General features: G+C 31.3%; 17 protein-coding genes and 1 pseudogene. 13 read left to right on the top strand and 5 right to left on the bottom strand.

Translation table 11 applies throughout. The annotated features are described in order from the left end of the window. Positions 1 to 17: 17 nt before the first annotated feature. From PF021_RS02610 to glmU, 5 genes are read right to left on the bottom strand one after another with little or no spacing between them, the layout of a single operon-like run. A complete protein-coding gene (locus PF021_RS02610) occupies positions 18 to 935 on the bottom strand; it encodes a chemotaxis protein (RefSeq protein WP_271020996.1) in 918 nt (305 codons plus the stop codon). Positions 936 to 979: 44 nt separating this feature from the next. After that, positions 980 to 1,723 (bottom strand): UDP-2,3-diacylglucosamine diphosphatase, encoded by a 744-nt coding sequence (locus PF021_RS02615; RefSeq protein WP_271020847.1) that lies wholly within the window; start codon positions 1,721 to 1,723, stop codon positions 980 to 982. Next, positions 1,713 to 2,720, bottom strand: a complete 1,008-nt coding sequence (gene argC, locus PF021_RS02620) for an N-acetyl-gamma-glutamyl-phosphate reductase (RefSeq protein WP_271020848.1) — start codon at positions 2,718 to 2,720, stop codon at positions 1,713 to 1,715. The genes PF021_RS02615 and argC overlap by 11 nt, the downstream gene beginning before the upstream one ends. Before the next feature lies 1 nt (position 2,721). After that, positions 2,722 to 2,919 carry a sulfur carrier protein ThiS gene (gene thiS / locus PF021_RS02625; RefSeq protein ID WP_271020849.1) on the bottom strand — a complete coding sequence of 66 codons (198 nt, stop codon included), beginning with the start codon at positions 2,917 to 2,919 and terminating at the stop codon, positions 2,722 to 2,724. A gap of 3 nt (positions 2,920 to 2,922) precedes the next feature. Continuing rightward, positions 2,923 to 4,239: a bifunctional UDP-N-acetylglucosamine diphosphorylase/glucosamine-1-phosphate N-acetyltransferase GlmU gene (gene glmU, locus PF021_RS02630; protein WP_271020850.1), complete on the bottom strand. Its 1,317-nt coding sequence runs from the start codon at positions 4,237 to 4,239 to the stop codon at positions 2,923 to 2,925. Positions 4,240 to 4,327: 88 nt separating this feature from the next. Between glmU and PF021_RS02635 the strand changes: the two genes are divergently transcribed. From PF021_RS02635 to PF021_RS02700, 13 genes and pseudogenes are all read left to right on the top strand, one after another. Further along, entirely contained in the window at positions 4,328 to 5,092 is a 765-nt protein-coding gene (locus PF021_RS02635; protein WP_271020851.1) for a motility protein A, read from the top strand. A gap of 3 nt (positions 5,093 to 5,095) precedes the next feature. Beyond that, positions 5,096 to 5,908, top strand: coding sequence for a flagellar motor protein MotB (locus PF021_RS02640; RefSeq protein WP_271020852.1), 813 nt, complete (start codon positions 5,096 to 5,098; stop codon positions 5,906 to 5,908). A gap of 14 nt (positions 5,909 to 5,922) precedes the next feature. Beyond that, positions 5,923 to 6,687 (top strand): flagellar type III secretion system pore protein FliP, encoded by a 765-nt coding sequence (gene fliP, locus PF021_RS02645; RefSeq protein WP_271020853.1) that lies wholly within the window; start codon positions 5,923 to 5,925, stop codon positions 6,685 to 6,687. Continuing rightward, positions 6,684 to 7,811, top strand: coding sequence for a tRNA (uridine(54)-C5)-methyltransferase TrmA (gene trmA, locus PF021_RS02650; protein ID WP_271020854.1), 1,128 nt, complete (start codon positions 6,684 to 6,686; stop codon positions 7,809 to 7,811). The genes fliP and trmA overlap by 4 nt, the downstream gene beginning before the upstream one ends. Positions 7,812 to 7,913: 102 nt before the next feature. After that, entirely contained in the window at positions 7,914 to 8,144 is a 231-nt protein-coding gene (gene csrA / locus PF021_RS02655; RefSeq protein WP_271020855.1) for a carbon storage regulator CsrA, read from the top strand. A 3-nt stretch (positions 8,145 to 8,147) separates the two neighbouring features. Beyond that, a complete protein-coding gene (locus tag PF021_RS02660) occupies positions 8,148 to 8,894 on the top strand; it encodes a 4-(cytidine 5'-diphospho)-2-C-methyl-D-erythritol kinase (protein ID WP_271020856.1) in 747 nt (248 codons plus the stop codon). Beyond that, entirely contained in the window at positions 8,891 to 9,349 is a 459-nt protein-coding gene (gene smpB, locus PF021_RS02665; protein WP_271020857.1) for an SsrA-binding protein SmpB, read from the top strand. The genes PF021_RS02660 and smpB overlap by 4 nt, the downstream gene beginning before the upstream one ends. 1 nt (position 9,350) lies before the next feature. Then, on the top strand, positions 9,351 to 9,803 hold the full coding sequence (gene exbB / locus PF021_RS02670; RefSeq protein ID WP_271020858.1) for a TonB-system energizer ExbB: 453 nt from the start codon (positions 9,351 to 9,353) through the stop codon (positions 9,801 to 9,803). Then, the gene (locus PF021_RS02675) at positions 9,804 to 10,196 is read left to right on the top strand and encodes a biopolymer transporter ExbD (RefSeq protein ID WP_271020859.1); all 393 of its coding nucleotides are present in this window, start codon (positions 9,804 to 9,806) and stop codon (positions 10,194 to 10,196) included. Beyond that, positions 10,193 to 10,372: a hypothetical protein gene (locus PF021_RS02680; RefSeq protein ID WP_271020860.1), complete on the top strand. Its 180-nt coding sequence runs from the start codon at positions 10,193 to 10,195 to the stop codon at positions 10,370 to 10,372. Before PF021_RS02675 ends, PF021_RS02680 begins: the two co-directional genes overlap by 4 nt. A gap of 2 nt (positions 10,373 to 10,374) precedes the next feature. Continuing rightward, positions 10,375 to 13,137 carry a hypothetical protein gene (locus tag PF021_RS02685; protein ID WP_271020861.1) on the top strand — a complete coding sequence of 921 codons (2,763 nt, stop codon included), beginning with the start codon at positions 10,375 to 10,377 and terminating at the stop codon, positions 13,135 to 13,137. After that, positions 13,137 to 13,889 carry an OmpA/MotB family protein gene (locus tag PF021_RS02690; RefSeq protein WP_271020862.1) on the top strand — a complete coding sequence of 251 codons (753 nt, stop codon included), beginning with the start codon at positions 13,137 to 13,139 and terminating at the stop codon, positions 13,887 to 13,889. Before PF021_RS02685 ends, PF021_RS02690 begins: the two co-directional genes overlap by 1 nt. Before the next feature lies 1 nt (position 13,890). Next, positions 13,891 to 15,305: pseudogene (locus PF021_RS02700) on the top strand (MBOAT family O-acyltransferase). The last annotated feature ends 6 nt before the right edge of the window (positions 15,306 to 15,311 follow it).

The raw sequence follows: 15,311 nt of genomic DNA on the forward strand, positions 1-15,311 counted from the left end.
ACTTCCTTATTCTAAGTTTAGTTTGCTATTTGTTGTTCATATTGAGTAACTATTCTAGATACTTCATCGTAGAATTTATTGCCATCAAATTTAACCAAATAAGATTCTGCACCAGCTTGCTTACCTCTAGTTTCGCTAAATTTATCGCTTATAGATGAGCTAAAAATTATAGGAATTTTTGCAAATCTCTGATCCTCTTTTGCCTTTGCTGCAAAATGGAATCCGTCCATTTGTGGCATTTCTATATCTGATATTATCACTTTTAATTGTTTGCTTAAATTATCGCCATAATTTTCATATAGTTTTTCTAGCTTTTGCAAACCGGCTTCTCCGTCATTTGCCTCTGCAACATCGAATCCCATTTTCTCTAAGAATTCTTTTACTATCTTTCTAGCAACAGAACTATCGTCTAAGACTAATGCTAATCCGCTAAAGGTACTTTGTATTTTTTCATCACTTATTTCAGGTTGATAGAACCCTAAGTCTTGAACTATGCTTTCCAAATCTAAGATTAGTAGGACTTGATCACCTTCAATTCTAGTTACTCCAGTTATTTTACTTTTATCTACTCCACCAGCTTCTGATGATGCACTAAAGTTTGCTGGTTCTATATTCTTCCAGTTGATTCTTCTAATTCTCTTAGCCTCATGCACTATAAAGCCTATTGCTATATTGTTGAATTCAGCTATTATAACTCTTGGCTTTATTTTTTTGTTTTCGGGTATTGTTACATTCATCCATTTGGCAAGATTAATGACTGGTATTACAACCCCTCTTAAGTCGAAAATGCCTTCTATATAATCTGGCACACCCGGAAGCTCTGTTAATTCTGGTAATCTTATGATTTCATTGACTTTTGCAACATTGATACCATAGATACCTTCATATTGTTTGCCTCTCTCTATTTTATGAATCCTAAAATCAACAAGTTCCATTTCGTTTGAGCCGATTTTAGTGTTGTCTTGTCTATCGAAGTCTGTCACCTAAACTCTCCTTCTTGTTTAAAGGATAAACAATAATTTTCCGTTAATTCTACAAAAAAAAAGTTTTTTTTACAATAAAATAAAGGTAGACCGATGTAATTTATTTTATCTATATTTTCTATAATGCCTAAGTGAAAATGTCCTTCTATTATGTATGAATATACTTGCGTGTCTAGCGAGTTTTTGTATTTTTGGATTCTATTTGTTGCAAATTTAATAGAATCCACCTTTTTAGTTTCTATTATTTTTGATTTCAAGTGCGATTTTAATTTTGGATATATAAAAGATTTAAATAATTTTAGAAATTGTATAAATAGTGGTTTTCGTATTATTTTTGTATATAAATTATATTTCCAATCTAAAAATATATCTCCATGTGCTAAATATGCCTTTTTGTCTCCCAACTTGAATGCTACTGGCTGCGTTTGTAGTGAAAAATAAGAGATATTTTTAAAGTATTTAATATCTTTTAATAAAAAATCGTGATTGCCCTCAAAATAATATACTTCATGTCTATTAGATAGTTCTTCTAAAAGCTCTAGTGTTTTTTTATTATCTTTTATGCATTCTTCTATATCATATATTAGCAGGTCAAATATATCTCCCATGAAGAATATCTGTCGCTTGTTTAGATTCATTAGTTTTTTTAAAAATGCATTTAATATATCCCTATAATCATCACTACTATGTGCGTCTGATATAAAAATAGCATTTGGTTTTATTTCTAAGTTATGGTGCATATGCTATCTTTGGTAGTGCTAAGTCTTCTTTTAGGTTGAACATCAAGTTTGCATTTGCTATTGCTTGAGAACTAGCACCTCTTAGTAGATTGTCTATGCATGAGTTTATAAATATATTAGAGCCTTCCTTTGTGGCGTAAATATCGCAAAAATGCGTTCCTGCGACATTCTTTACTTGCACACAATTTTCTCTAATTCGAATAAATTTTTCATTTTTATATGAATCTTTTAGCAACATAATTGGGTCTATGTCTTCTTTGAGTCTAGCATATATTGATATTAGCATTCCTCTAGTAATTGGAATCAAGTGTGGCACAAACATTATGCTTACATTTTTATTTGTGATTTTAAAGATTTGCTCTTCAATCTCTGGTGAATGTCTATGTGATATTGGCGAATATGCAAAAATGTTTTCATTTATATTTACAAAGTGTGAATTATAGGCTAATTTCTTCCCAGCACCACTAACACTGCTTTTAGCATCTATAAATATGCTATGACTTAGGTCTAAAAATGGCAAAAATGGCAATAATGCAAGCAATGTAGCAGTAGGGTAGCAACCCGGGTTTGCTACTAGGTTTGTTGTTTTTATTTTTTCTCTATTGTATTCTATTAACCCATATACTGCATTATCTATGTTGTTTTTGTCGCTATGTGTTTGATAGTATTTTTCATACTTATTATGTGAAAGTCTATAATCAGCGGATAAATCAACAATTTTTACTCCACTATTATATAGTTTGCTCACATATTCTATCCCCTGTGTATGAGGTAGTGCTAGAAATACAAGTTCGGATTCTTGAGATATTTTATTTATGTCTCCTATTTCTATATTTTTTTTATACACACAATTAAGACAAGTATGAATCTTATCTAGCTCACATTCTTCAGTTCCATATATAGAGGATATTTTAAAGATCTCGTGATTTAAAAGCATTTTTACTAATTCTAGTCCAGTATAACCACCAACGCCAACTATTGAAGTTTTAATTTTCATATCAGCCTCCGCCAAAGAATGATAAACATTCTATTACATCATTATTTTTTATACTTGTGGTTGCCCATTTTTCTTGCTTTATTATTTCCATATTGATTGCAACTGCAATGCTTTTTGTATCTATACTATATTCTTGTAGCAGTTCTAAGAGCATTTTAGAATCTGTGCTTATATGTTGCCCATTAAGTTTTATATTCATTTATTATTCTCCTTTATTGAAGAATTTATAAAAAAAGCCACTTTTTCTTATTTCTTCACCTTTTGTTAGGTATAGTTCTCCACTCTTTACATTGCTTCTTATAGTGCTTCCAGCACCTATTATGGAGTTATCCTCGATTGTTAGCGGTGCTACGGCTTGGACATCACTTCCTATAAATACATTTTTTCCTATTATTGTTTTGTGCTTACTTTTGCCATCATAGTTGCAAGTGATAAATCCAGCACCTACATTGCTTCCTTCTTGTATTTGGCTATCTCCTATATAGCTTAGGTGTCCTGCTTTTATTCCATTTAGTTCTGACTTTTTTACTTCTACAAAATTGCCTATATGAGTATTAGCTATATTACACTTTGGTCTTATATGTGCTAGAGGTCCTATATCGCTATCTTCTATTATGCTATCTTCTATTATGCTATTTTGTTTAATGTGAGAATTTATAATTTTGCTATTGCCATAGATTCCAACTCCACTCTCTATTATGCATTCTCCACTAAATATCACTGAATCTTCTATATATATAGTATCTGGTAAGTGCATTATTACGCCTTCTTTTAGCCATTTATTTTTGATTCTACTGCACATTATAGTTTCAGCTTGGCTTAAGTCTATTTTGTCATTTACTCCTTTATAGTTTTGCATCTCAACAAACATCGGTTTTATAGCTACATTATCCTTTTTTGCTAGCGTTATTACATCTGTTAAGTAATATTCCTTTTGGTTATTGTTATTATCTAGCATTGGAATATATTTATCTAATATTTCTTTGTTAAAGCAATATATTCCAGCATTTAGTGTGCTAAGGGATAGTATTTCTTTATTGGCGTCTTTTTCTTCTATGATTTCTTGCACTTCATTATTTTTAATCACAACTCTTCCATATCCATTGGTATTTGGCTTATTGATTACACTCATTGTAATTTTTGAATCTTGTTTTAGGAATTCTTCTAATTCACTTGCTTGTATCAAGGGCATATCACCATTTAAAACCAAAATTTTGTTGTGTTTTGGTGTGTATGATTTTAGAGCACCTCCAGTGCCGGGGTAATTTTCTAAATCTTGTATGAAAAAGTTTAAGTCAGATTCGTATTTATTAAAGTGTTGTAACATTGAATCTTTTATTTTTTCAGATTCAAAGCCTAATATAACACTTACATCATCGCTTATTTTTAGGGCTTCTCTTATTGAGTAATATAGCATTTCTTTACCGCATATTTTATGTAGCACTTTTGGCGTGTTTGATTTCATTCTGGTGCCTTTACCAGCAGCCAAAATTACAATTGAAATATTATTTTTATTCATTATAGATTCCTAAATTTAAGTTTAATGAGATTTTAACACAATAAATTGTAGAATGTAGCAATTTTTTCTTTAATTAAGGACACTATAAATGGATTTAGGTTCAGTTGCAGGTATTTCATTATCTTTGATATTGCTTGGCACCGCGATGATGTTAGGTGTTGGTATTGCTCCTTATCTTGATGTTCCTTCGATTCTTATTACGGTTGGAGGTTCTTTTACTAGTTTGCTAATAGGTTATAAAATGGAAAACATGAAAAAAATGTTTACTTATTTTATGATTGCTTTTAAACCACAAACTTTCGATGTTCCAGCATTAATTAAAAAATTGGTTGATTATTCTACTCAAGCAAGGAGAGATGGAATCTTATCTTTAGAACAACAATCAAACCAAGAAGAAAATGCATTTTTAAAGCGTGGATTAAATATGGCAATAGATGGTGCAGAGCCAGATGGGATTCGAGATTTACTGGAGACGGATATGGATAGGACGCTTGAGAGACATAAGGCAAATGCTAGTATTTTTGATACTTGGGGTGCTTATGCTGGTGCTTATGGTATGCTTGGGACGCTAATTGGACTTGTTGCCATGCTTTTGGATATGTCAGATCCAGCTTCTATTGGTCCTGCGATGGCAGTTGCACTTTTGACAACATTTTATGGTTCATTTATTGGTAATATTTTTGGAGCACCTATTGCAAACATTTTAACCGTTCGTGCTAATGATGAAGCTATGGTAAAGCTTTTGATAATAGAGGGTATTATGTCGATTCAAGCGGGAGACAACCCAAGAGCATTAGAAGCAAAGCTTCTAACATTTTTACCGCCAAATGAGCGTATAAGTCAGTTTGAGTAAAATATGGCTAAAAGATGTCCTCCTTGTGATTGTCCTAATGTTCTGCCTTTGTGGTTAGGAACTTATGGGGATATGGTTACCCTTATTCTTACATTTTTTATTTTGCTTTTATCAATGGTTACATTTGATGCAAAAAAGCTAACAGAAGCAGAGGGTAGTCTAAAGGGGTCTTTAAGTCTGCTAACAGGTGGGATTAAAATAGAGCCGGATAATACTAGGATTCAACAACAAGCGGATATAACAAATGAGCCAGAGAGTGCAGAAGTTGTTAAAAAAATAGAAAGCGAAATACTTGATTTTAAAGAAAATGTAAAAGTATCGCTTGGTCCTTCGGATATAGTAGATGATGGTAGCAATGGTTTTATTTTGAGATTCAATGGTAAGTTACTTTTTGATGAGGGTGAGACAGAGCTTACAAATGCTGATGATGTGTTGTTTTTAAAAAGAGTTGCTTTGATTTTGCAAAAAATGCCACCAAATTTACATACAGATATAATAGGATATACGGATAATAGAAACATTGCTCCAACTGCAAAATATAGTGATAGTTTGGGGCTTAGTGCATTGAGGGCATTAGGCGTTACTAGGATTTTGTTAAGCAATGGCGTATCTCCTAAGAAAGTTACCTCTTTTGGGGCTGGTGCTACGAATTTTGTCTTGCCAAATACAAGCAGTGAAAACAAAGCTCAAAATAGGAGAGTTGAGTTTAGATTCTATCCTGTTGATAGGCATTTGCATAAAACAATGAATGTTTTGCAAAAAGCCATTGAAACAAAAGGGTTGCAAAATAATACAATCCCAAGTGGGAATCTTTAAAGTTAGAGGTGTGTATGGGTTTTAGGATTTTTTTGTGCTTGTTTTTTAGTGTATTTATTTCTTATGCAGCACCAACACAAGCCCCTATACTACCTCAAAGCCCAACTATACCAACTGTTGATTTAACTCTTAGTGCTCCAAGTGAGCCCGGTGATTTGGTAACAACGCTAAATATAGTCATTATCTTAACGCTTCTAGCACTTGCCCCATCTTTAGTGCTTATGGCAACTAGTTTTGCTAGAATCTTAATTATCTTTTCATTTTTAAGAACAGCTATGGGGACGCAACAATCTCCGCCAACCCAACTTCTAGTATCTTTTGCATTGATTTTAACAATGTTTATTATGGAGCCTGTAGCAAGAGAGGGCTATGAAAAGGGGATTAAGCCATATATAGCAAAAGAGATTCCATATGATGAAGCCTTCATCTTAGCGGCACAACCTTTTAAAGACTTTATGATAAGAAATACTCGGCCGAAGGATTTGGCGTTGTTTTATAGGATACGAGGACTAGAAAATCCACAAAGTGTAAATGATGTACCTTTGACAATAGTGCTTCCGGCATTTATTATTAGCGAGATGAAGACTGCTTTTCAAATAGGATTCTTGCTTTATCTCCCATTTTTAGTTATTGATATGGTTATTAGCTCTATTTTGATGGCTATGGGTATGATGATGTTGCCACCAACTATGATTTCGTTGCCATTTAAATTGCTTATATTTATTTTAGTAGATGGATTTAATCTCCTTACTATGAACTTGGTGGCTAGCTTTAAATGACATGTGAATATGTTGGGAAGTGTGGTGGTTGCACTTGTGAGACTTTGGATTATAAATTAAATTATGCAAGTAAGATTTTAAATATCAAGTCTTTTGAGATTTTTACTTCCAAGCTTAGCGGATTTAGAAGCAGATGTGAGCTTAGTGTTTTTCATAAAAATGGAGTTATATCTCTTGCTATGAGAGCTGGAGCTGGAGAGAGCAAGAGAGAAAGAAAGAGATTTGTAGAAATTAATACATGTATAAATTTAGTAAAACCACTGAGAGAAAGCTTGGAGTGCTTCATATCTCAAATAAACTTAGAAGCTTTTTGCGATTTTAGAGATGGATTATTCAGTATAGAGGCACTATATACTAATAGCGATTCTTTGCTATTAACTTTGATATATCATAAAAACATAGATGAAAAGTGGCTAATAGAAGCTAAAAAATTAAAAGATTTCTTGTGTGAGGTGCTTAATTACGAGATAAATATAATAGGGCGAAGTAGGGGTGTTAAGCTTATTTTAGATTCCGATATTGTATTGGAGAGATTAAAGATTTTTGGTAGAGAGTATGTGTATTATTACAAAGATACAGGATTTACACAACCAAACACAGAAATAAATAAACAAATGATAGAGTGGGTTTTGAAAAATGTAGAATCTAGAGGAGATTTGTTGGAGCTTTATTGTGGAAGTGGTAACTTCACTCTTCCATTAAGTAGTAAATTTAAAAATATTTTTGCTACTGAAATATCAAAAAGCTCAATTAAATCTGCTATAAATGCTGCATTGCACAATAAAATAAACAATATAAATTTTGTTAGGCTTAGTGGTGATGAATGCATTGAGGCATTAAATAAAGTTAGAGAGTTTAATAGGCTAAAGCATGTAAATTTAGATTCATATAATTTTAGTAGCGTATTTGTTGATCCGCCAAGGGCTGGATTGGGAGAGAAAATGTCTAGGTTTATTTCACGCTTTAGAGAGATAATTTATATTTCATGTAATGTTGAATCTCTAAGAGATGATTTAAAGATACTAAAAGAAACACATGAAATATTTAGATGTGCTTTTTTTGATCAGTTCCCACATACTAGACATCTAGAATGTGGAGTGATACTCAAGAGAAAAACTAGTTAAATATTTGATTCTAAAATCAAATTAATAATTATTTTATCGGTATTTAAAAAAATATAGTAAAATTTTAATTATGTTTTAGAATATTTAGTTAGGGATAGTTTAATGCTTATTTTGTCAAGAAAAGAAAATGAAAGTGTAACAATTGGAGAAAATATTTCAATTAAAATAATATCAATAGATAAAGGCAGTGTTAAGCTTGGGTTTGAAGCGCCACCGAATCTTTTAATCTTGCGTGAAGAGCTTAAAATGGCTGTTTTAGAAGAGAATAAAAAATCTCTAAATATAAAAGATGATGATATAAATAAATTAGTAGCCGCAAAAAAGAAACTATAAAGAATGATAAAGTCCTTTGCTAAGATTAATGTTTTTTTGAAAATCAATGGGCAAAAATCAATAAATAGTCACAAGTATCATACTATCACCTCTAGGTTTATGAAAGTCTATTCTTTATATGATGAAATAGAGATAGTAAGCAATGATGGATTCTTGCTTTGTGGTGATTTTGGTTGTGATATGTGTGATAATAGTGTTTATAAGGCATATAAAACATTACTCCGGCATTTGGATTCTGCACAGCAAAAGTTGGTAACAAACTTAAAAATAAGCATAAATAAAAATATACCAAAAGGCGGTGGGCTAGGTGGTGGTAGCTCTAATGCGGCTGAATTTTTATTGTATGTAAATAGAGAGTTTGATTTGGGTTTATCACAAGAACAATTATGCGACATAGGGAGAAGTGCTGGACTTGACACTTTGTTCTTTTTAAGTGGTTTAGATGTTGCAGATGTAAGCGGTGTTGGAGATGTTATTAATAAAAGTAATGAATCTTTATTTAGTGTTGATATAGTGGATAGTGGAGTATTTTGCGATACTTCAAAGATATATAAAGAATATGCCAAGAATTTTTATAGAGAAAAAGATTTTGTATTTTTTAGCAATGAAGAGGTGTTTTTAAATGATGCTTATATGAATAATGACTTATTAGCTCCTCTTTTAAGGTTATATCCTAGTTTGCAAGAATATGTAGATAGAGGATATTTTTTAAGTGGTAGCGGAGGTTGCTTTTGGAGGAAAGTGGTATGAAGATAATAGCCCTAAATAAAAAAGCAACTTATGACTTTAGTATTTTAGAGAAATATGAAGCAGGAATCGTGCTCTTAGGTAGCGAAGTAAAATCAATTAGGGCAAATAGGGTGAATCTAAGAGATAGCTTTATTAAAATAATTAAAGGCGAGGCATTTTTGTTTGAGGCTCATATATCAACTCTTGGCACTACAAATATGCACTATAAACCAGATGAGAAACGCCCAAGAAAGTTACTCTTGCATAAAAAGGAAATAGATAAATTATATGGCAAGTCTCAAGTTGGTGGATTTTCAATAGTAGCTTTGAAGTTGTATTTTAACACTAGAAATAAAGCAAAGCTAGAAATAGCACTAGCTAAAGGCAAGAATCTGCATGATAAAAGAGAATCTCTAAAAGAAAAGATTCAAAATAGAGAAATAGCACAGAGCTTAAAAGAATTTAGCAGGAGATAAGGTGGAATTTACATTAAAAGAATCGGTCGAATATGGTGTGATTGGGGTTTTGGTACTTATGAGTATAGTTTCATTTTGGGCTACATTTGAGAGACTTTTGTTTTACAAATATATAAAGCTTGTTTTATATGAAAACAAAACAGAACTAGAGCTTGATCTATCGAGAAATTTAACCCTAATCGCTACTATAGGTTCTAACGCACCATATATTGGGTTGCTTGGCACGGTATTTGGGATTATTTTAACCTTTGTTCAAATAGGACAATCAGGCAATATAGATACAAGTAGTATTATGACTGGTCTTGCCTTAGCGCTACAAGCTACTGCAGGTGGATTATTGGTTGCTATTCCTGCGATTATTTTTTATAATTTATTGCTTAGAAAGTGTGAAGTTTTAATCGCACAATGGGAAATTATGCAAGAGAAAAAACAAAACGGAAATAAAGAACTATAAATGGCGTTTAAAAAAACCAAAATGGATTCCATAAATATTGTTCCTTTTATTGATATTATGCTTGTATTGCTTGTTATTGTGCTTATGACAGCTACATTTATAAGTTCAGGTAATATTCCAGTAAATCTCCCAAAGGCAGAGGGTGCAAGTAGTGAAAATAATAATTTAAAAGAAGTTGAGATAACTATTAACTCAAATGGTGAATATTATTTAGATAATCAAGCGGTATCTTTAGAAGTATTACGATTAAAATTAAGTGATATGCCACAAGATACGCCTATTTTACTAAGAGGAGATTCTAAGAGTTATTTTGAGAAATTTACTGCATTAATTGGGGTTTTAAATTCTATAAATAGAGTTAATGTTGAAATACAAGTGGAGCAGAGAAAATGATTTGGAAAGATGGATATGATATAGGAACTATTATTTCGGCTATTGTTACGCTATTGGTAATTTTATTATCTATTAGATTTGTGCTCTATCTAGCAAATAGGAAGCGACCAAAGATTCAAAAGCCAGATTGGCTTGATGATGATAGATTTACTATGGATAGAAAAAAGAGGAGATAGTTATGGAAAATATAGTTGTTAATGTCGTATTTACCATTGTTATGCTTGGACTTGCTATATGGGATTTTATAAGCTATGGCAAACAAAAGCATAGAGATTTTAAATCTATAATAATGAGTGCTGGTGTTTTAGGGACATTTATTGGAATCTTTATTGGTTTGCAAGATTTTGATGTTGTGAATATCGAATCTTCAGTACCTTCTTTGCTAGCTGGTCTTAAGACTGCATTTTATACTTCTATTTTGGGTATGGCACTAGCTATTATTCTATCTATATTGCAAAAGAGCAAGGCAGTAAAAAGCGACTTTGATAATATGCTTGAGTATTTTTCACTACAAATGGGAAAGCTAGATGAACTAACTTCTCTAAAAGATATAAATAATAATTTAAAAGAAATATCGCAAACTAGCAAGAATCTAAATGAGATTCAAAACAATATAAAAATCATACAATTAGAATATAGTCAAATGCAAGGAGAAAATACAAAAGCTATAGAAAATAATTTCTCCAAAATAAATGAAACTCTAAAAGAGGCAATGTATCATCTAGCACAGGGTGCAAGTAAGGAGCTAATAGGTGCATTAGAGGGTGTTATTAAAGACTTTAATATGAGAATTACAGAGCAGTTTGGGGATAATTTTAAAGAATTAAACTCTGCAGTTACTCAAATGATAAATTGGCAAAACCAATATAAAGATTCTATATCTTCGCTAAATGAAAGCCTAAAGGATACTCTAAAGGTTCTAGAATCTTCAAAAGATTCAATATCTCTTGTAGCTAGTAGAAACTCTGAAGTGCTAGAAGTATATAATGCCCTAGCACATAGCATAGAAGCATCAAGAATAGAAAATGAAAAGCTATCAAATCTTCTATCTGGCTTTAGCGATATGCACAATGAAGCACAAAATGCACTAAAATCAGTAGATGAGCTAACAAAGAGCTTGGAGAGCTCACAAGCCCAAACGCTAGATATTACTAAGAATAATTTAGAAAATATAAAAGCATTTTTAGAGCAAAGCACCAATGAATATAAAGGAAATGCAAAGGAAATATTGCAAAATAGTATAGATAACTTAGAGGAAAACTATGATAAGGCAAATTCAAACTTAGTAGCATTACAGGATAGCTTTAGTGGGTTTAATGAAAAATATCTAAATAACAATAAAGAAACATTGGATAGATTCTTAGAAGAGTTAAATTCTAAGATATTTAATTTTATAGATGAGTTTGAAAAAACAGATTCTCTACTAAAGCATAAAAATTTAGAGATGATATCAAATATACAAGATAGCATAAAAGGTAGAGTAGAAGAGATAAAAGAAAGCTTCAAAGAATCGCTAAGTGTGCTAGAAGAAGCACAGAGACAATCTTTATTGTTAATTGAAGAACAAGCAAATAAAAGTGATGGAATCTTAATTAAGCATACTCAAAATATGGAAAGTTCACTAGAGAAAGCAAGTGTAAGCCTTCAGGATATGACAGATAAGACAAAAGACAACTTACTAAATAATGCCAATGCACTAGAGCAACATATAACAAATGCAATTTTGAATCTAGATTCTATGCTTGGCAATAGCACAAAGGCAATACAAGATAACTTCAGCGAGACAAAAGAAGTCCTGCTATCTCTATCAAAAGAAATAGAAAGCTCAATGCTAACAACAACAAAGAGCTTGGATACCCTACTAAATGATACTGCAGATACTCTAAGTAAAAGCACTCAAAACATCGAAGAATCTTTTGTATATACAAATAATGCAATTACAACAAACTTAAAAGACACTACGCAGAATATAGGCGATTGTTTTAGGGAAGCAAGCAATGCATTAAGTAGTAAATTAGAAGAAACTACTAAGAGTATGGGGGATTCTTATGCAAGCTTAAATGAGGCTTTAAGTAAGAAACTAAAAGACACAACAGATGATATAGGAAATAGAGTAAGAGAGCTAATAGAGCACAATAAAAACAGTAGCGATGATATAAAGGGATTTATGAATAATAATCTAACAGACTTTAGCGAGAATCTAACAAAAAATTCAGCACTTATAAAGACATATAATGAAGAGATTCAAAATAATCTTAGAAGTAGTTTGGCTGAATCTTATAAAAACACACTTGAGGGCTTGAGTGCATATATGAAAAATACAACAAATACATACCAAGCACAATTAAATAAAATCTCAACAGCAAACTTTGAAGAGCTAAAGAAAAACCACTTTCAAGTAATCTCAAGCAATGAAAAGCTGCAACAAGATTTGCAAAATAGGCTAAGTGAGATAACAAAAAGCACAGAGAGCTTCAGTAAAGAATTATTAAAAGACGCAAAAGAAACACTACAAACTCATTCAAAAGAAGTAATTGAACAATATAGTGCGTTGCAAAGCAGTGTTAGGGCTAATTTGGGTGAGGTTGCTAAGACTTATTTAGATACTCTATCAATCCTTACAAACAAAAGCCTTGAAGTACCAAAAAATGTAAGCACAGAGCTTGTAAATGATTTTAATACTCTTCAAAAAAGACTTGGAGAAGCATTGCATAATACATATCAATCGCTAGAGAAAAATTCACAACAAATTGATACTATCTTAAAGATAATGGAAGCAAACATTGCATCATCTCTATCACAAACATCTAGCTTAAATGAGAATTTGTGCAAATCTTTGGGCGAATTAGATTCTGCACTAGGCAATATTACCCTAGGATTTAGACAAGATTATGAGTGGTTTTTAAGAAGAATTAGAGAATTAATGGGAGCTAGAGGATAATGACTAGCAAAAACACAGGTAGCGAGTGGATTAGCATATCAGATATGATGGCTGGTGTTATGATGATATTTTTGCTAATTGCAGTTGCATATATGGTTGTAATTAGTAAAACAGAAAAAACTCTAGCGTTGCAAAATGCGGAGTTAAAAGAGTTAAATAAACAAATGAGTGATATAGCAAAAACTCATAAAGATTTGCAAACGGAGCTTTTTAATGACCTTGTAAATGAATTTTCCAAGAATCTAGATTCTTGGAATGCAGAAATTGATGCTGATAATACATTTAGATTTAAAGAGCCAGAGATACTATTTGACCAAGGTAAAAAGGAAGTTAAGGATAGATTTAAAGAGATCTTAGATGATTTTTTTCCGCGATATATAAAGATATTAAGCCAAGAAAAATACAAAGATGATATAGAAGAAATAAGAATTGAAGGACATACTTCAACAGAGTGGCAAAATGCAAAAAGCCTAGAGGCAAGATACTTAGGTAATGCTGAATTATCACAAGCAAGGGCATTGGAGGTATTAAAGTATTGTTTTAATAATAAAGCAATAGATAAAGATAAAGAGTGGTTAGTCTCTGTGCTTAGGGCTAATGGATTATCTTTTGCCAAACCGCTTGAAAGCCCAGAATTATCGCGTAGGGTTGAGTTTAAAACACTAACAAAAAGTAATCAAAAAATCTTAAAGATTCTAAATGTAAATGAAGAACTTAGTGATAATAATTCTACTAAGATAGAAAGGGACTAATATGCTCTTTAGCTCATACATATTTATCTTTGCATTTCTTCCAATTATGCTAATTGGTTTTTATATATTGCGTTTTTATAATTTTGTCTATGCTAAAGTATTTTTATTATGTGGTAGTTTATTTTTCTATGGATTTTGGAATTTTTTATATTTACCACTTTTATTATTTTCAATAATTATAAACTTCCTTTTACATAAAAGCATACTCTCTGCGGGGGGGGGGCAAAATATAGACTAATAGTTGGTATTTGTTTTAATCTTTTATTGCTATTTATATTCAAATATACGACATTTTTCTTAGAAAACTTTAGACTTCTAACTTTGTTTTTTAATATAAACATTGAAGTTCCTATATTAAATATAGTTCTTCCTTTAGCTATTTCATTTTTTACATTTCAACAAATTGCATTTTTAGTTGATACTTATAGGCAAAAGATAGATAATAATACATTTTTAGATTATTGTCTATTTGTTAGTTTCTTCCCTCAACTAATAGCAGGTCCTATAGTTCATCATAGTGAGATGATGCCTCAATTTAAAAACAATAATGTTTCTTTACAAAAGGCAATAAAAGGAATCTTTATATTTTCTATTGGACTTTTTAAAAAAGTATATATTGCAGATTCATTTGCTAAATGGGCTGATAGTGGATTTAAGATAGTTGAAGGTGGAGGAGTTTTAAATATCTTTGAATCTTGGGTTACTTCACTATCATATACATTTCAACTTTATTTTGATTTTAGTGGTTATTGTGATATGGCTATTGGATTAGGATTATTGTTTGGGATAATGCTACCAATAAACTTTAATTCTCCATATAAGGCATTAAATATAACTGACTTTTGGCGTAGATGGCATATTACTTTAGGGAGATTTCTAAAAGAGTATTTATATATTCCTCTTGGAGGAAATAAACTAACATTTGGTAGAACTTTAATTAATTTATTTATAGTAGCTTTTTTAAGTGGTATATGGCATGGAGCTGGATATGGGTTTGTTATTTGGGGTGCATTACATGGTATAGCTATGGTTAGTCATAGAATATATAGCACTATAAAAAAAGATTTTGCATTTTTTAATACATTATTCTATAAAGCATTATGTTGGTTTATTACCTTTAACTTTTTAAATATATCTTGGATATTTTTTAGAAGCGAGAATGTAAGTGGGGCTATTAATCTACTAAAAGGTATGTTTGGGGTGGTTTGGATAGGTGAATTAAGCATTGACTATATGAAGCTTTTAGTTTTGGTGTGTGGGGTGCTATTTGTTTTATGCCTTAAAAATAGCATAGAAATGTTAGAAAATTTTAAGGACAATAAAAAGAGTGCTATTTTTTCTGGAATCTTATTTTACGCTTCTGTTATTTATATGGGTGCTGTGCCATATGTGAAATTTATTTATTTTAACTTTTAGGTTTTA

This window comes from Helicobacter ibis (assembly GCF_027859255.1).
Lineage (GTDB): Bacteria > Campylobacterota > Campylobacteria > Campylobacterales > Helicobacteraceae > Helicobacter_D > Helicobacter_D ibis.